Origin of the sequence: Vibrio mediterranei (assembly GCF_013364395.1) — a bacterium.
Classification (GTDB): Bacteria; Pseudomonadota; Gammaproteobacteria; order Enterobacterales; family Vibrionaceae; genus Vibrio; species Vibrio mediterranei.
In genome coordinates this window covers 45,696-62,969 of sequence record NZ_JABXGK010000001.1, presented here as the reverse complement: position 1 = coordinate 62,969, position 17,274 = coordinate 45,696, and the positions used below count along the sequence as shown (strand labels likewise).

Below are 17,274 nucleotides of genomic sequence, written 5' to 3'. Positions count from 1 at the left end.
TAAAAAGTTGAGATGTTATGGAACCCAGCTACACCATTATTATCGCTGATGATCACCCACTCTTTAGGAATGCACTTTTCCAATCAGTGCACATGGCGATAAGTGGTGCCAATCTACTAGAAGCTGATTCCTTGGATTCGCTACTTGGATTGCTTGCCAAGAATGATGAACCAGATTTGATCTTGCTTGATCTTAAAATGCCAGGAGCCAATGGCATGTCCGGACTGATTCACCTACGAGCTGACTATCCGGATATTCCGGTCGTCGTTATCTCTGCTAGTGAAGAGCCCAGTATCGTGTCTCAAGCTAAAACGCATGGCGCTTTTGGTTTTATTCCTAAATCCAGTGACATGCGTGAACTGATTAATGCTTTGAATCAGGTGTTGAACGGAGAACCTTATTTCCCTGCTGAGCTTTTGATTGATAGTGCTGAGAACAACGACCTTGCGGAAAAGCTGGCAACACTTACTCCACAACAATACAAAGTATTAGGCATGTTGTCTGATGGTTTACTGAACAAGCAAATTGCTTATGATTTGAATGTCTCTGAAGCTACAATCAAAGCACATATGACGGCGATATTTAGAAAACTTGGTGTAAAGAATCGTACTCAAGCGGTGATTCTATTGCAGCAAATGGAATCCGACAGCTAGCTCTTTCCGCTCCTCAACTCGCTTCACTACTCCCTTTAGAGCTAGTTGCTATGCGCTCTGAAGGGGGGGCATGCAGTATTTGCAATAAATTCCTACCCCATTCAACTACTTTTATTTCCAATCTTATCGATAAACGTTAGACCTTTGGCTAATTTAACATCAAATTAACATCACACTTTTCATACCGAAATTCAGCAACGCTTTGTTTTGTATATGCTTAATCATTTTCTTCTGTCGACTAAAGTTGCACTGAGTTATCGCCTTTAGCCTGCTACCTTATAAAACGTAACAATACGTTAACACCACACAAAAGGAGAAGGCCATGGCGTTCGAATCATCAGAACAAGCTCAAGCCTATTGGAAGGAAAATCTAGGAATCATGGGATCCCTATTAGCCGTTTGGTTCATCGTATCTTACGGCGCAGGAATCCTATTTGTTGACGCACTTAACGCTATTCAGTTTGGCGGATTTAAACTGGGCTTCTGGTTTGCACAACAAGGTTCAATCTACACCTTTGTTGCACTGATTTTTGTTTATGTCGCTCGCATGAACGCTCTCGACAAGAAATATAACGTACAGGAAGACTAAGAGGCACACTAATGGATATTCAAACTTGGACGTTTATTCTTGTTGGTATTACCTTCGCGCTCTATATCGGTATCGCGATTTGGGCACGCGCAGGTTCAACAAGTGAATTTTATGTCGCTGGCGGTGGTGTTCACCCTGTAGCGAACGGTATGGCTACGGCAGCTGACTGGATGTCGGCAGCATCATTTATCTCAATGGCAGGTATTATCTCATTCATCGGTTACGATGGTGCGGTGTATCTAATGGGTTGGACAGGTGGTTATGTTCTACTTGCTCTATGTCTAGCACCATACCTACGTAAGTTCGGCAAATTTACCGTGCCTGACTTTATCGGTGATCGTTACTACTCTAAAACGGCACGTATGGTAGCAGTATTCTGCGCAATTTTCGTTTCTTTCACTTACGTGGCTGGACAGATGCGTGGCGTTGGTGTTGTATTCTCTCGATTCCTAGAGGTAGATATTAACCTTGGTATCGTTATCGGTATGGCGATCGTCTTCTTCTACGCGGTAATGGGTGGGATGAAAGGCATCACGTATACTCAGGTGGCGCAATACTGTGTGTTAATCTTTGCATTCTTAGTACCAGCCGTGTTTACTTCACTCATGATGACAGGCTCAGTCTTCCCACAAGTGGGCTTTGGCTCAACTATCTCGGGCTCTGAAACCTACTTACTTGATAAACTTGATGGCTTGACTCAAGAGCTTGGCTTTACCGCCTATACTGATGGCTCGAAGAGTATGGTCGACGTCTTCTTTATCTGTGCAGCTCTAATGGTCGGTACTGCGGGTCTACCTCACGTTATTATTCGCTTTTTCACAGTACCTCGCGTAAAAGATGCACGTATCTCAGCAGGTTGGGCACTTGTCTTTATCTCGCTACTTTATACCACTGCGCCTGCAGTAGCAGCCTTCGCTCGCGTTAACATGATTGACACGATCAACGGTCCAGACATGAAAGGTGTCGCAGCAGCTGAAGCACCAAGCTGGTACAAAAACTGGGAAAGCACTGGTCTAGTAGGTTGGGAAGATAAGAACGGTGACGGCAGAATGTTCTACTCAGGCGACGAACGCAATGAGATGAAGATTAACCGTGACATCATCGTATTAGCTTCTCCAGAGCTTGCTCAATTACCAAACTGGGTAGTGGCATTGCTGGCTGCTGGTGGTCTTGCCGCCGCACTTTCTACCGCAGCAGGTCTACTGCTTGTTATCTCAACGGCCGTCTCGCACGACTTGCTCAAGAAAGGGTTTAAGCCCGACATGACCGATAAGCAAGAATTGATGTATGCCCGGATAGGCGCCGCACTCGCAGTAATAGGTGCAGGTTACCTAGGTATCAACCCACCAGGGTTCGTAGCTCAGGTAGTAGCATTCGCCTTCGGCTTAGCAGCGGCTTCCTTCTTCCCTGCGATTATCCTAGGTATCTTCTATAAGAAGATGAATAAAGAAGGTGCGATCGCAGGTATGCTTTCAGGTATCTTGTTCACTGCGGCTTACATCATCTACTTCAAGTTTGTAAACCCAGCAGCAAATACACCTGATAACTGGTTATTCGGAATCAGCCCAGAAGGTATCGGTACTCTAGGTATGTGTTTGAACTTCACGGTTTCTATCATCGTTAACAAGTTCACCGCTGAAGTGCCAAAAGAAGTACAAGATATGGTTGAGTCAATCCGCTATCCGAAAGGTGCGGGCGCAGCACACGACCACTAATATAGCGCTACAACGCTAAAACTAAAAAGCCACCGCAATTGCGGTGGCTTTCTTTTTTAACGCCGAACTTATGAGCGCTCTTTATAAGAGTAATCGACATCGATCACCGCACGATACATGACGTTGCCGCTATTCTCAGCAAACTCCTCGACAGTAACTTGAGCATCTTGGACCTCAATAGAATTACGCAGAAGGTCATTTTCGTTGACACGAAGCTTATACACTAAATCGGTAGAAGGGGTAGATTTCAAATCGTTTACCATTTTGAAGCCAGCTTCATACGCTTGCTCTTTAGTGTTAAAACCTTCTGTACGGAAATCGGCATCACCTACCAAGCTTGTAGTAGTTGCCATAGCGGCAGTAGACATAACTAATGATGCTGTAATAAATGCTAGTTTTTTCATGATTTCACCTCATTGTTTCCTTTTGGGGATATCCCCTCACCGTACATACAAATATGTTGGTGTTAAGCCAAGTACTTCAACGGACTCCAACTTACTTACGGTGCATACTTACTAAAAGTTAAGCAACCCAACAGTAGTGACAATACAACGTAAAATGATGTGTATTATCATTAGCAAAATAGTTTGCTGCTATTTCTACGGTCAGATAACCAATTCAGATTAACGCATCTCGATATATAAAGACCGTCGTGATATTAACTATCTTTCGCGTCATATTGATAATTTACGTCAACAATAGCACGGTATTTAATAACACCTTGTTTTTCCGCAAATTCCTGAACCACAATTTCTGTGTCATTTAGTTCAATACTATTAAATCCCGTATCATGGCCATTGAGTTTTAACTCGTGAGCAAGTTCGCCATGTGGCATTGCTTTTAGGTCTTTAACTAGGTCGTACCCAGCTTCATAAGCTTGTTGCTTCGAGTCGAAAGCTGATGTTCTAATTTCCGTATTGCCTAAGTCGCTTCCTGCGAACACACTTCCAGAAACTAAAACTAATGATGTGATGGTTAGTAGTTTTTTCATGTATTCACCTTTTTATTGTTGGCTGACTCTCTGTGAGTGGTGTCTAGATTACCGAGTCATTTGTAAAGAGTCTGTCAACGAAGGTAAAGACAACAACATATTTAGTAAAGACATAGAAAAAGAGAAAACATAACCATAACAATTACATTTTCTCTGACATTTTATTGACTTAATATAGCCCTCAACTTTAATGGTTTGACAGGTTTAGCAATAAACTTGAATCCATTCGACTTAATGCCTTCAAGCATTGAGTCTGTTCTATCGGCACTAATAATAACGCCATTAAATGAATCACCGATACGTAACCTAAACTGTTGAAGCACTTCCAGCCCAGTACGTCCATTGTCTAACCGGTAATCCGATAGAATGACATCAGGCTCCCACCCCTCTTCTAAGTGCTTAAGACTAGCAACCAGATCCAATGCGGTACGAACATCACAACCCCACCGAGCTAGTAAGGTTTGCATCCCGACTAAAATGTCGGGTTCGTTATCCACGCATAGCACTTTGAGATGACTTAGCCCCGCATCTGGCGCCAATTTGGCTTTGTCGGCAGCAGGAGCCACTTCAGTCGCCACATCCAGAGTTATCGAGAAGACGCTTCCTCTATCCGGCCACGAGCGCATCGATATCTGGTGATTAAGCACTCTTGCAATACCACGTGATATCGCAAGCCCTAACCCAAGGCCTTGATCCGCGCGTGCTTGATCTACCCGAGTAAACTCATTAAAAATCTCTTTTTGCTTGTCTTCAGGAATACCAATGCCATCATCCCAGACATCAATTCTTACTCGCCCGTTAACTCTTCTTGCACCTAACAGCACCTTACCTTCTGGGTTATAACGAAACGCATTAGTGAGGAAGTTCTGTAACACGCGGCGCAGCAATTTTGGATCAGACTTTACGATGAGCGAGGAAGAGACGACCGAGAAATCGATCTGTTGACCAATAGAGATAGCACTAAATTCCGCTTTCAGGTTGTTAAAGACTTCCGACAGTTGAAACCCGCGCACGTTAGTCTGCAACTTCCCAGATTCAAGGCGTGAAATATCCAGCAAATCGCCAATCAACTCCTCTGCGGCTCCCAATGCACTCTCGATATGAGAAGAGAGTTGGCGTGTTTCATCATCCTTGCTTGCCTCCGATAAAGAAGAGGCAAATAAACGAGCTGCATTTAGCGGCTGCATTAAGTCATGGCTCACCGCAGCTAGAAAACGCATTTTTGATTGCGATTCTGATTCCGACTTTTTGGTGGCAAACACCAATCGTTTGTTGAGCTGTTCGAGCTCTTGCGTTCGTTCAATCACCCGCTCTTCAAGCCGTTCATTCGCATCACGTAGGGCACTTTCCGCTTCTCTAAATACCGTAATGTCGGTAAAGCTCATAACAAAGCCGCCGCCGGGCATAGGGTTACCTTGAACTTCGATCACGCTACCATCGGGGCGCACTCGAGACGACGTATGAGGAGAGCCTTGCTCTAGATAATGGATGCGTTTGCGAACATGCTCATTAGGATCACCTGGCCCACATAAGCCTTGTTGTGCATTGTGACGAATGACATCAGCAATGGGTCTGCCAACTTGGATTAAACCAGCAGGAAAGCTGAATAGCTCGAGGTATCGACGATTCCACGCTACCAACCTAAGCTGTTTGTCTACTACTGCTATGCCTTGTCCAATATGTTCAATTGCCCCTTGCAACAAGCCGCGACTAAAGTGATAAAGCTCCGACGCTTCATCAACAATGGTCGCCACTTCCTCAAGCTGCATATTTCGTCCCTGCAAGGCCGACGTTAGCACCAGTTTGGCCGATGACGCGCCAAACACCCCGGCTAAAACACGTTCTGTATGACGAATTAGCTCTGCAGAAGCTTGCTGATTGGGTAAAGGCTGCTTTTCCTGCTGCTTCCAGAACTGTCGAAATGCACTTCTGACTCTTGTTCTGCCAACAAACCGAGAAGCGAGCATCTCCAGTTCAGCCACTGTGACTCGGCTTTGGTATAAGCTGAGATTCTCACTTTCAGGAAGAGGCGTACCAACAAACGAAGCCGATTGCAGTCTTTCTGTTAGGCTTGAACGAGTGGCCAGTGAAATTACTACAAAGCAAATGGCATTCAACACGACGCTAATTAGCATGCCCCAGTCAGAGCTTTCAATATGTAGAGATGAGAGAATGTCAGGCGGCGTAATCACTCGTAAAAGTAGGTTATTGGTCGCATCGCCAGCTAAAAGCCCAGTTTCACTCATCAGGGTGATCAGCCAAATTGCGAATCCAACAAACAGTCCGACATACACCCCTTTTCGATTACCGAGACGCCAATACATCCCCCCTATCAAAGCAGGTGCAAACTGGGTAATAGCCGAAAATGACAAAAAACCAATCGCCGATAGCGAATGTATTGTGTCCAGCGCCTGATAAAACGCCCAAGCGCCAAACAACAGCAAGCAAATGAGTGCTCTACGAATAATAAGCAGCAGACCGGATAAATGACGGTGTGAGCGGTGCGCCAGTTTAATTCGGCGCAGTAACAATGGCATCACCAGATCATTCGACACCATAATCGCCAATGCAATGGTAGACACAATCACCATACCACTGGCGGCTGATGTGCCTCCTAAAAATGCCAATAAGGCGATATTGTTCGCCTCTGCAAACTTAGGAATACTGATGACAAAGGTATCTGGAGATGTTCCCATCAATAAGCCTTGTCCTACCCAAGCAATTGGTAACACAAATATCCCCATCAGGACCAAATACGCGGGGAACAACCACCTTGCAGTATGTAAATCTTGGGCGCGCTCATTCTCCACTACAATCGTGTGGAACTGACGCGGCAGACACACGATCGCCATCATGGTCAGGCCGGTATGAATTAGCAAGGTAGGAATATTAGGGGATTGATAGGTATTCGATGCCAGTTCACCAAGATGGATATCTGGGCGTTGCCATGCCAAGTAAAGAATGAAAAAGCCAACAACGAGGAATGCTACCAATTTGATAATTGATTCAAAAGCAACAGCCATCATCATGCCGCGATGGTGCTCGGTATTATCGATATGGCGAGTGCCGAACAGCATGGTGAAAATTGCTAGCGCACCAACAACAAACCACGAAATATGATTATCTTGATATCCCAGTTCATCCGCTAGATTCGGTGCGACGACATCCAATCCCATCGTAATACCGCGAAGCTGTAATGCTATGTAAGGCAAGATGCCGGCTACCGCAATCAGCGTCACCACTACCGCTAAGCCTTGAGACTTGCCATATCGTGCGGCAATAAAATCCGCGATTGAAGTAATGTGTTCGCGCTTTGCTATCAAAATAAGGCGAGCAATAACACGCCAGCCTAATGTGAAGACGATAATGGGGGCGATATAAATGGGTAGAAATGCCCAAGGATTGGAGCTGGCTTGACCAACGGTTCCGTAAAAGGTCCACGAAGTACAATACACAGCAATAGATAGGCTGTACACCCAAGGTCGCCAGTTAGACAACCATTTCTTTTGTCTGTCTCCATACCACGCAATAAGAAACAAAATCCCCAAATACGCCAGTGAAACGGGGACGACTACCCATCCTTGCATGTTGTGATATCCCTTTAAATTCCTTAACTATTATTTAAAGGGCTATCACTAATTTTCACAAATGTTCAGCCTCAATTCTGTGGCTCAGGCTGAGAATTTTCGTTGATATCTCGCACACCTTTGTTTTTCGGCTCAACTTTAATAAACAGTGCGAAGAAGCCCATCGCCGCCATCCCCCAGAAAACGTTGGCTCCCCACAATTCGTAGCCCCAGCCACTGACGGCCATCATCAACGCAATAAATGCACCTAATGGGATGGCGTTATACAGGGCCTGCAATGCCACCATCTTGTTAGCATCAGACTTTTGGATATATTGAATGGCAGCAATATGAGCGATTGCGAACGTCACACCATGCAGTAACTGGATAACGACAAGTGCCCCAACGGCGGTCGTTGAAGCCGTCAAACCCCAACGAACCATGACACCCACAGAAGAAATAACAAACAGAGTGCGTAGCGACCATCCTGCAAACCATTTCTTACTGAAAGCGAACAATAGCACTTCCGATACCACACCTAGGCTCCACAAATAGCCGATTAGGCTTTCTGGGTGCCCTGCTTCCTTCCAATAAATAGAGCTAAAGCTGTAATAAGCCGCATGGCTTCCCTGAATAAGCGCAATAAGCACCAAAAAGCGTATCACCGACCAATCTTTTAACAGTAATGTCAGCTTTGGCCTAACCGCATCATCTTCATGTTGAGAAACTGGCATAGTCGCTGGACTACGCATCACCAACAGCATCGAGAACACGAAACCCGCAATCGCGGTGTAAACAATCATATTCGCGCCAAACTGTGAGGCTAAATAACCCACCACAGAAGAACCCGCTATAAAGGCAATAGAGCCCCAAAGTCGGGTACGGCCATAATCCAACATACTGCGGTTCGCATAGTGGTTAGCCATCGCATCGGATAAAGGCACAACCGGGCCAAAGCTGAGGTTAAACAGAACTGTGACCAAGGCTAGCATCATAAAACTTGGGCCTGCTGCTAGGTGAGCAGCGACAAAAATGGTGCACGCTAACGTTGCCCAGCGTAGTGCTGGTAACAGACTTTCTGCTTTGTGAATTCGTGGGGTAATCAATAGGTTTGCAACGCAGCGAGTCGCAAAGCCTAATCCCATCAACATACCGACATCTGCTGCAGATACCCCTTGATCTTCAAACCATAACGCCCAAAAAGGCAGATAAACACCGTAGGCAAAAAAGAAACCAAATAAATATTGGGATACCCAAGCGAATGGGGATGGACTCAACATAGCAGCAACCTAAAACAACGACAGGAAAGAGAGCAAAGAGACGCTCTGAATAAGATCGCGCCCATTATGCAATGCGAAACGTTTGCAAAAAAGGGAATTGTTTATAGAAATGAATTTCCCCATATCAAAATGCCTTAAATATTACGTGGCCAACATTCGACTAAAGTCGTCTGGAGCTTGTCGTTAATTTTGCCAGACTATCAGCATAGCCACGGTTACGGAGCTCGTTTTTATGCCTGATAAATTCAATATGTCGTCACCTCCTTTCGACAGACTCACCGAACAGCAACAAAATCAGCTAAGAACAGCCTTAGATGTCGCGTACTTTCGAGATAAGGACGTCATGCTGCGTGCCGGGTCACCCAGCGACAGTTTACATATTATTATTAAAGGCTCTGTCGAAGAGCGCGATGAACACAACCAAGAAGTATTTGCCCACTATACCTATGATGATCTCTTCGACGTCCGTGCATTACTGGGCGATAGCGTGAAACACAATTATGTCGCTTTAGAGGACACCTTAGTTTACTTGTTACCTAAAGAGGTATTCTTATCTCTTTATCATAGTAACGGGCAGTTTGCGGCCTACTTTGATACCAGTTTGGCTACCCGTCAGCAGTTGATAGAAGAAGCACAGAAGCAACAAAACCTTGCTGAGTTCATATTGACCAAAGTCGACGAAGACATCTACCACCCTCCTTTAATTCTAGGGCCAGACTTAACCATTACTGACGTTACTAAGCAGCTGCTCAATCATGGTGTCGACGCCGCATTAATTGAACTGAATCTGGATACTGACACGCAGCAGCGCCACCCTAATACCCTGCCTTACGGCATAGTCACTCGCACCAATATGCTCCATGCCGTCGTGCTAGAAAACCTACCTAATACCACTCCAATCAGTGAGATTGCTACTTTTCCAGTCCACCAAGTCGACAAAGAAGAGTTCCTTTTCAATGCCATGGTGACTATGACTCGACAACGGGTAAAGCGACTAATGGTATGCGAAGGGAAGAAAGCGGTGGGCATGCTCGATATGACTCAAATCCTCAGTGCTTTCTCTACACACTCGCATGTGCTGTCACTCAGTATCGCCAGAGCCAACAATGTTGATGAGTTGGCGTTAGCATCTAATCGACAGCAGCAACTGGTAGATAGTCTCGTGACTAACGGAATCCGAACTCGATTTATGATGGAACTGGTTTCTGCTATCAACGAGCAAATCATTGAGCGCGCGTTTGAGCTTATTCTGCCACCTGCGATGCACGGTCACTGCTGTCTTATCGTCATGGGCTCAGAAGGTCGTGGAGAACAGATTCTAAAAACTGACCAAGATAACGCGCTTATCTTAGAAGATGGTATTGATTGGCCTAATAAAGACAGCGCGCTCAAGGAGTTAAACCATACACTAGCCAGGCTAGGTTACCCACTTTGCCCTGGCAATGTGATGGTCAGCAATGCTCATTGGGTCAACACCACCAGCGAATGGAAACAGCGCATAGAACAACTCGTGAGTAGCGCTAGCAGTGAAAGTGTCATGGAAATCGCGATTCTGGCCGACGCCAGAGCTGTCGCAGGAAACGCTGAATTGTTAACACCAGTTAAGCAACACTTGCAACAACAGATGGAAGGTCAAGAAGCAATCCTTACCGAATTCACTCGCCCAGCCCTCAACTTTGCAGTGCCTCTGACTCTGTTTGGTAATGTTAAATCATCAAAACAAGGTGTGGATCTTAAACAAGGCGGTATCTTCCCAATAGTTCATGGGGTGCGCGCCATCAGTCTTGAGTATGGTATCAACGAAACCAACACCTTTGATCGCATCGAACAACTGGTCAGTAAGCGAGTATTGGAAACCTCCACCGCAGAAAACTTGGCCGAAGCGCTCAAGCATTTCTTTAAACTCAGACTGCAGCAGCAGTTGTCTCATCACGATATTAGCAATGCCATTCAACTTAATGATTTAGAGAGACCAGAGCGAGACTTACTACGACATGGGTTCCATGTCGTGAAAAAATTTAAACAGTGGCTGGGGTATCACTACCAAATACGTCACTAATTTCAGCGGAGCAAGGCAGTACCATGAATATTATCTCAAGAGTTTATTGGCGCTATCATTTGCGGCACTCGCCACATCGGCACTTGTTTGCTCGCCCCAAACACAATGAGTATGTGTCCTTGGATTGTGAGACGACAAGCTTAGACCCAAGTGTGGCAGAGATTGTCACCATCGCCGCAACTAAAATTATTGATAACCGGATAATCACTAGTGACCCATTTGAAGTGCGTTTATCTGCACCCAAATCTCTAGGAGAAGACTCGGTGAAGATTCACCATATTACTCACGATGAGCTCAAACACGGCATTAGCGAAAAACAAGCGATGTCAGCACTGCTGAACTTTATTGGTAATCGACCTTTGGTAGGCTATCACATCCGTTATGATAAGAAGATTCTTGATCGCGCAGCTAAAAAACACCTAGGGTTCCCCCTACCCAATGAGCTCATTGAAGTTAGTCAGATCTACAATGACAAACTACTCAAGCTGCTTCCCAATGGTTACTTCGATCTAAGTTTGGAGGCAATCTGTCGACATTTGCAGATTCCTAATTATCACAAACATGATGCATTGGAAGACGCTAAAGCCGCCGCCATGGTCTATCTCAAGCTGACTCGAGGCTCACTTCCACCCTTTCGCCCACAGAGCTAATTATGCTAATCGGTCAGAATGCGACTTAGCTCTCATTAACACAGGATTGTAAGTCATTAATTTTGTTTGTCTTTCCTATACTAAGCCTAAAGTCTAATTGCTGAATACCGCAATCTAGCCGAGAGTTAATACACGATCTAGTTCAGCCCTAGTCAAAAAAGCTCAATTCACAAGGAGAGAAGCAATGAGTGAAGTTCATGTTTATCCGGTAAAAGAAAATATTAAAACAAGCACTCACGCGGATGACGACACTTACCTATCCATGTACCAACAATCCGTCAGCGATCCTGAAGCCTTCTGGGGTGAGCATGGAAAAATCGTTGATTGGATTAAGCCATTTACCAAAGTAAAGCAAACCTCATTCGACACTGGACACGTTGATATTCGTTGGTTTGAAGATGGCACCCTGAACGTATCTGCCAACTGTATCGATCGTCACTTAGCGGATAAAGGTGATGAGGTTGCCATTATTTGGGAAGGCGACAACCCAGAAGATGACAAGACTCTAACTTTCAACGAGCTTCATAAAGAAGTGTGTAAGTTCTCTAATGCATTAAAAGCTCAAGGAGTTCACAAAGGCGATGTCGTCTGCCTCTATATGCCAATGGTGCCAGAAGCCGCCATCGCTATGTTAGCTTGTACTCGTATTGGTGCAGTTCATACGGTGGTATTCGGTGGTTTCTCGCCTGAAGCACTCTCTGGACGCATTATCGACTCCGATGCCAAGGTCGTTATTACGGCAGACGAAGGAGTACGTGGTGGACGTGCAGTTCCACTTAAGAAAAATGTCGATGAAGCACTGACCAATCCAGATGTAAAAACCATTAGCAAAGTGATGGTGCTAAAACGCACCGGAGGCGATGTCGAATGGCACGAGCACCGCGACGTTTGGTGGCATGAAGCGACAGCACAAGCTTCTGACGTTTGTCCTCCAGAAGAGATGAAAGCGGAAGATCCGCTGTTTATTCTGTACACCTCTGGCTCTACTGGTAAGCCAAAAGGTGTACTTCATACTACTGGTGGTTATCTCGTGTACGCCACCATGACCTTTAAATACGTTTTCGATTATCAACCAGGTGAAACCTTCTGGTGTACCGCTGATGTAGGTTGGATCACTGGCCATACTTATTTGGTTTATGGACCACTGGCAAACGGGGCTAAAACGATTCTATTCGAAGGTGTCCCAAACTATCCTGACACAAGTCGTATGAGCGAAGTGGTTGATAAGCATCAGGTTAATATTCTTTATACCGCCCCAACAGCAATCCGCGCATTAATGGCTAAAGGAGATGAAGCTGTCAAAGGCACGACTCGCGATAGTCTGCGCATCATGGGCTCGGTTGGTGAACCTATCAACCCAGAAGCTTGGGAATGGTATTACAAGACCATCGGCAATGAGAAATCACCAATCGTCGACACATGGTGGCAGACTGAGACGGGTGGCATTCTTATTACCCCATTGCCAGGAGCAACTGAACTGAAACCTGGCTCGGCAACACGTCCATTCTTTGGTGTTCAACCTGCTCTGGTAGACAACATGGGCAATGTTATTGACGGTGCTACCGAAGGTAACCTTGTCATTCTAGATTCATGGCCAGGTCAGATGCGCACGGTTTATGGTGACCATGACCGCTTTGAGCAAACTTACTTCTCTACATTTAAAGGCATGTACTTTACTGGTGATGGTGCTCGTCGCGACGAAGATGGCTATTACTGGATTACTGGTCGTGTTGATGATGTGCTGAACGTCTCAGGCCACCGTATGGGAACCGCCGAAATTGAATCCGCCTTGGTTGCCTTCGATAAAATTGCTGAAGCGGCCATTGTTGGTATCCCACACGATATTAAAGGTCAGGCAATTTACGCTTATATCACTCTTAATGACGGTGAATTCCCATCGGCAGAGCTGCATAAAGAAGTGAAAGATTGGGTGAGAAAAGAGATTGGCCCAATCGCTACACCAGATGTACTTCATTGGACTGACTCGTTACCTAAGACTCGTTCAGGTAAAATCATGCGCCGTATCCTACGCAAAATTGCGACTGGTGATACTAGCAACCTTGGTGATACCTCGACCTTGGCAGATCCAAGCGTCGTAGATAAGCTGATTGCAGAAAAAGCCGAACTTGCTTAACTTATTTGACACTTAATCAACAAACCGCCCGCTTTTCGGGCGGTTTTTTTGTATCAGGATTTATCAAGGTGACGTCAAAATGTGCTCTGTGTTGCAATTTTTCTGACAGACAAGAGGTGATTAGACCAGTAAATTGCTGCTAAATGCTGTGAATTAGCTATAATCTTGGTCAATTTTTAAAAATATGATGGTTATGAGCTTTTCATACCCTCATTTTTTTATGTAGACTTGAAATAATCACGTTTATTTCACGTTAACCGAAGATGGCGACATTATGGCAGCAAAGTCACGAATTCTAGTTTTAAATGGACCAAATCTTAACCTCTTAGGTCTAAGAGAACCTGGTCATTATGGAAATGAAACACTAGCGCAAATCGTTGATAACTTAACTGATCAAGCATCACTTGCGGATATTGAATTGTCCCATCTCCAGTCAAATCGTGAATATGAACTGATTGAAGCCATCCATGCTGCGCATGGTAATACTGATTTTATCATTATTAACCCTGCTGCTTTTACGCACACGAGTGTTGCACTACGTGATGCATTACTGGGTGTTTCAATCCCATTTATTGAAGTGCACTTATCTAACGTTCATGCCCGAGAAACATTCCGTCATCATTCTTATTTGTCTGATGTTGCCCAAGGTGTTATCTGCGGATTGGGTTCGCAAGGCTATGAATTTGCGCTTTCAGCTGCCATTAAAGCCCTGAAAGCAAAATAACCAAATACTCTACGGCTCAATATTTGAGGTCGTCTTACTCACAAGATAAAGAGAAAGAAACATGGATATTCGTAAAATTAAAAAGCTAATTGAACTTGTAGAAGAATCTGGCATTGCAGAGCTAGAAATTTCTGAAGGTGAAGAATCGGTACGTATCAGCCGTAACAGTCCGGTCAGTGCAGCACCAGCACCAGTTCAATACGCAGCAGCACCTGCTCCAGCGGCAGCACCGGCACCTGCAGCAGCTCCTGCGGCGGCAGCGCCAGCAGCATCAGCAGACGAGCCAGCAGCTCCTGCGGGTCACCAAGTTCTTTCTCCAATGGTTGGTACGTTCTACAGCGCTCCAAGTCCAGATGCGAAACCATTTGTAAAAGTAGGCCAACAAGTTAACGCTGGCGATACTCTATGTATCGTTGAAGCGATGAAAATGATGAACCAAATCGAAGCAGACAAGTCTGGTGTGATTGCAGCCATCCTTGTTGAAGATGGCCAACCTGTTGAGTTCGATCAAGCTCTAGTAATTATCGAATAATAGAGAGCGCTCATTATGTTAGATAAATTAGTAATCGCGAACCGTGGTGAAATTGCACTACGTATTCTGCGAGCATGTAAAGAGCTAGGTATCAAAACAGTTGCTGTTCACTCAACGGCTGACCGCGATCTTAAGCACGTGCTACTAGCAGACGAAACCATTTGTATTGGTCCTGCACGCGGCATCGATAGCTACCTAAATATCCCACGCATCATTAGTGCCGCGGAAGTGACTGGTGCCGTTGCTATCCACCCGGGTTATGGTTTCCTATCTGAAAATGCTGACTTTGCTGAACAAGTAGAGCGTAGTGGTTTCATTTTTGTTGGTCCGAAAGCAGAAACGATTCGCCTGATGGGTGACAAAGTTTCGGCAATCAACTCGATGAAGAAGGCGGGTGTTCCTTGCGTGCCTGGTTCTGATGGTCCTTTAGACGACGACGAAACAAAGAACAAAGCGCACGCTAAGCGCATTGGCTACCCAGTCATCATCAAAGCCTCTGGTGGCGGCGGTGGTCGTGGTATGCGTGTTGTTCGTAGCGAAGGTGAGCTTATTGAAGCTATCGCTATGACACGTGCAGAAGCAAAAGCCGCTTTCAACAATGATATGGTTTACATGGAGAAATTCCTAGAAAATCCACGTCACGTTGAAGTTCAAGTGATTGCTGATGGCCAAGGTGGCGCAATTCACCTAGGTGAGCGCGACTGTTCTATGCAGCGTCGTCACCAAAAAGTAGTGGAAGAAGCTCCAGCTCCAGGCATTACAGAAGAAATGCGTAAGTACATCGGTGAGCGTTGTACTCGTGCATGTATTGAAATTGGTTACCGCGGTGCAGGTACGTTCGAATTCCTATACGAAAACGGTGAGTTCTACTTCATCGAAATGAACACTCGTATTCAGGTAGAGCACCCAGTAACAGAGATGGTAACAGGCGTAGACCTAATCAAAGAACAACTTCGTGTTGCTGCAGGTCAGCCACTGTCTTTCACTCAAGATGACATCAAACTTCGTGGCCACGCTATCGAGTGCCGTATCAATGCGGAAGATCCTGAGCGTTTCTTACCATGTCCAGGTACTATCACGCGTTTCCACGCGCCAGGTGGTATGGGTGTACGTTGGGAATCTCATATCTACACTGGCTACACTGTGCCTCCTCACTACGACTCAATGATCGGTAAGCTAATCACTTTTGGTGAGAACCGCGATGTTGCCATTGCTCGTATGAAGAACGCACTGGGTGAGATGATTGTGGAAGGTATTAAAACTAATATCACACTTCAAGAATCGATTATGAATGATGAGAACTTCCAACACGGTGGTGCCAACATTCATTACCTAGAGAAAAAGCTTGGCATGAGCTAAGCCCTTTCTAAAAATACTAAAAACCCACTACGGTGGGTTTTTTTATGCTCACTTAACGCGAATCTGCTACACTCTGCGCAAAATTCGTCAAGCAAGGACCCAACTCATGCCTTGGATTCAAATCAAACTAAATGCAACCAACGAAAACGCTGAACAAATCGGCGATATGTTGATGGAAGAAACTGGCGCTCTATCCGTCACCTTCCTAGATGCACATGATACCCCTGTTTTTGAGCCATTACCTGGCGAAACTCGTCTGTGGGGCGATACTGACATCGTGGCCCTGTACGATGCAGAAGCAGACACCAAGCTTATTTTGACCCAAATCACTGCGTCAAACATGCTCGCTGAGGGCTTTGCTCATAAAGTTGAACAGCTCGAAGACAAAGATTGGGAGCGCGAGTGGATGGAAAACTTCCACCCAATGAAGTTTGGCGAACGCTTGTGGATTTGCCCAAGCTGGCGCGATGTTCCAGAGCCAGATGCCGTAAATGTGATGCTAGACCCTGGTTTGGCTTTTGGCACAGGCACGCACCCTACTACAGCTCTGTGTCTTGAGTGGCTTGAATCTTTAGACCTTGCTGGTAAAACCGTTATCGACTTTGGTTGTGGCTCTGGGATCCTAGCAATCGCCGCGATCAAGCTTGGTGCAGCAAAAGTAATCGGGATCGACATCGATCCTCAAGCTCTAACCGCATCGAAAGATAACGCTGAGCGCAATGGCGTTGCTGACCAATTGGAGCTATTCCTACCACAAAACCAACCGGAAGGCTTAATTGCCGATGTGGTCGTTGCCAATATTCTTGCGGGTCCTCTTCGTGACCTATCTGGCATCATTAAAGGCTTAGTGAAAGAAGGTGGCCAACTTGCCATGTCTGGCGTGTTAGACACCCAAGCAGAAGATGTTGCGAACTATTACCGTGATGAGATGACTATCGACCCAATCGTTGAGCTCAATGAATGGTGCCGAATCTCGGGTAAAAAGTAACCATTATTATTTACAAAGCAGTGCGTTAGCTTGC

14 protein-coding genes are annotated in these 17,274 nt (G+C 45.5%); 10 read left to right on the top strand and 4 right to left on the bottom strand.

The features are described 5' to 3' along the window. Positions 1-17 precede the first annotated feature (17 nt). The 3 genes from HOP38_RS00290 to HOP38_RS00280 all read left to right on the top strand — a co-directional run bounded on the left by HOP38_RS00290 (position 18) and on the right by HOP38_RS00280 (position 2,957). Positions 18-653 (top strand): response regulator transcription factor, encoded by a 636-nt coding sequence (locus HOP38_RS00290; RefSeq protein ID WP_038223850.1) that lies wholly within the window; start codon positions 18-20, stop codon positions 651-653. Between the two features lie 322 nt (positions 654-975). Then, a complete protein-coding gene (locus HOP38_RS00285) occupies positions 976-1,242 on the top strand; it encodes a DUF4212 domain-containing protein (protein ID WP_006075415.1) in 267 nt (88 codons plus the stop codon). Positions 1,243-1,253: 11 nt separating this feature from the next. Continuing rightward, positions 1,254-2,957, top strand: a complete 1,704-nt coding sequence (locus HOP38_RS00280; RefSeq protein WP_006075414.1) for a sodium:solute symporter family protein — start codon at positions 1,254-1,256, stop codon at positions 2,955-2,957. Between the two features lie 68 nt (positions 2,958-3,025). On the opposite strand, the gene HOP38_RS00275 is transcribed toward HOP38_RS00280, so the two are convergent. The 4 genes from HOP38_RS00275 to HOP38_RS00260 form a co-directional block, all read right to left on the bottom strand. Next, positions 3,026-3,361 carry a DUF3316 domain-containing protein gene (locus HOP38_RS00275; RefSeq protein WP_031493356.1) on the bottom strand — a complete coding sequence of 112 codons (336 nt, stop codon included), beginning with the start codon at positions 3,359-3,361 and terminating at the stop codon, positions 3,026-3,028. Between the two features lie 254 nt (positions 3,362-3,615). Beyond that, positions 3,616-3,948 carry a DUF3316 domain-containing protein gene (locus tag HOP38_RS00270; RefSeq protein WP_031493355.1) on the bottom strand — a complete coding sequence of 111 codons (333 nt, stop codon included), beginning with the start codon at positions 3,946-3,948 and terminating at the stop codon, positions 3,616-3,618. Positions 3,949-4,109: 161 nt separating this feature from the next. Continuing rightward, on the bottom strand, positions 4,110-7,535 hold the full coding sequence (locus tag HOP38_RS00265) for a hybrid sensor histidine kinase/response regulator (protein WP_124940526.1): 3,426 nt from the start codon (positions 7,533-7,535) through the stop codon (positions 4,110-4,112). Positions 7,536-7,606: 71 nt separating this feature from the next. Then, complete coding sequence (locus tag HOP38_RS00260) at positions 7,607-8,794, bottom strand: 3-phenylpropionate MFS transporter (RefSeq protein ID WP_006073437.1); 1,188 nt, start codon at positions 8,792-8,794, stop codon at positions 7,607-7,609. A gap of 232 nt (positions 8,795-9,026) precedes the next feature. On the opposite strand from HOP38_RS00260, the gene HOP38_RS00255 reads away from it, so the two are divergent. The 7 genes from HOP38_RS00255 (at position 9,027) to prmA (ending at position 17,240) form a co-directional block, all read left to right on the top strand. After that, a complete protein-coding gene (locus tag HOP38_RS00255) occupies positions 9,027-10,853 on the top strand; it encodes a putative nucleotidyltransferase substrate binding domain-containing protein (protein WP_124940525.1) in 1,827 nt (608 codons plus the stop codon). Between the two features lie 23 nt (positions 10,854-10,876). Further along, complete coding sequence (locus HOP38_RS00250; protein WP_171390018.1) at positions 10,877-11,503, top strand: 3'-5' exonuclease; 627 nt, start codon at positions 10,877-10,879, stop codon at positions 11,501-11,503. A 184-nt stretch (positions 11,504-11,687) separates the two neighbouring features. Continuing rightward, positions 11,688-13,637 (top strand): acetate--CoA ligase, encoded by a 1,950-nt coding sequence (gene acs / locus HOP38_RS00245; protein ID WP_198557243.1) that lies wholly within the window; start codon positions 11,688-11,690, stop codon positions 13,635-13,637. A 274-nt stretch (positions 13,638-13,911) separates the two neighbouring features. After that, entirely contained in the window at positions 13,912-14,361 is a 450-nt protein-coding gene (gene aroQ, locus HOP38_RS00240) for a type II 3-dehydroquinate dehydratase (RefSeq protein ID WP_006073432.1), read from the top strand. 61 nt (positions 14,362-14,422) lie between these two features. Continuing rightward, a complete protein-coding gene (gene accB, locus HOP38_RS00235; RefSeq protein WP_006073430.1) occupies positions 14,423-14,893 on the top strand; it encodes an acetyl-CoA carboxylase biotin carboxyl carrier protein in 471 nt (156 codons plus the stop codon). Positions 14,894-14,908: 15 nt separating this feature from the next. After that, positions 14,909-16,252, top strand: coding sequence for an acetyl-CoA carboxylase biotin carboxylase subunit (gene accC / locus HOP38_RS00230; RefSeq protein ID WP_038223863.1), 1,344 nt, complete (start codon positions 14,909-14,911; stop codon positions 16,250-16,252). A gap of 106 nt (positions 16,253-16,358) precedes the next feature. Next, positions 16,359-17,240, top strand: a complete 882-nt coding sequence (prmA, locus tag HOP38_RS00225) for a 50S ribosomal protein L11 methyltransferase (protein WP_031494195.1) — start codon at positions 16,359-16,361, stop codon at positions 17,238-17,240. Positions 17,241-17,274 lie beyond the last annotated feature (34 nt).

Excerpts from the sequence above, each read along its gene's own strand:
- accB (WP_006073430.1), top strand. The coding sequence starts at position 14,423 with ATGGATATTCGTAAAATTAAAAAGCTAATTGAACTTGTAGAAGAATCT.
- HOP38_RS00250 (WP_171390018.1), top strand. The coding sequence starts at position 10,877 with ATGAATATTATCTCAAGAGTTTATTGGCGCTATCATTTGCGGCACTCG.
- HOP38_RS00275 (WP_031493356.1), bottom strand. The coding sequence starts at position 3,361 with ATGAAAAAACTAGCATTTATTACAGCATCATTAGTTATGTCTACTGCC.
- HOP38_RS00255 (WP_124940525.1), top strand. The coding sequence starts at position 9,027 with ATGCCTGATAAATTCAATATGTCGTCACCTCCTTTCGACAGACTCACC.
- prmA (WP_031494195.1), top strand. The coding sequence starts at position 16,359 with ATGCCTTGGATTCAAATCAAACTAAATGCAACCAACGAAAACGCTGAA.
- HOP38_RS00290 (WP_038223850.1), top strand. The coding sequence starts at position 18 with ATGGAACCCAGCTACACCATTATTATCGCTGATGATCACCCACTCTTT.
- accC (WP_038223863.1), top strand. The coding sequence starts at position 14,909 with ATGTTAGATAAATTAGTAATCGCGAACCGTGGTGAAATTGCACTACGT.
- HOP38_RS00280 (WP_006075414.1), top strand. The coding sequence starts at position 1,254 with ATGGATATTCAAACTTGGACGTTTATTCTTGTTGGTATTACCTTCGCG.
- HOP38_RS00260 (WP_006073437.1), bottom strand. The coding sequence starts at position 8,794 with ATGTTGAGTCCATCCCCATTCGCTTGGGTATCCCAATATTTATTTGGT.
- HOP38_RS00270 (WP_031493355.1), bottom strand. The coding sequence starts at position 3,948 with ATGAAAAAACTACTAACCATCACATCATTAGTTTTAGTTTCTGGAAGT.
- acs (WP_198557243.1), top strand. The coding sequence starts at position 11,688 with ATGAGTGAAGTTCATGTTTATCCGGTAAAAGAAAATATTAAAACAAGC.
- HOP38_RS00285 (WP_006075415.1), top strand. The coding sequence starts at position 976 with ATGGCGTTCGAATCATCAGAACAAGCTCAAGCCTATTGGAAGGAAAAT.
- aroQ (WP_006073432.1), top strand. The coding sequence starts at position 13,912 with ATGGCAGCAAAGTCACGAATTCTAGTTTTAAATGGACCAAATCTTAAC.
- HOP38_RS00265 (WP_124940526.1), bottom strand. The coding sequence starts at position 7,535 with ATGCAAGGATGGGTAGTCGTCCCCGTTTCACTGGCGTATTTGGGGATT.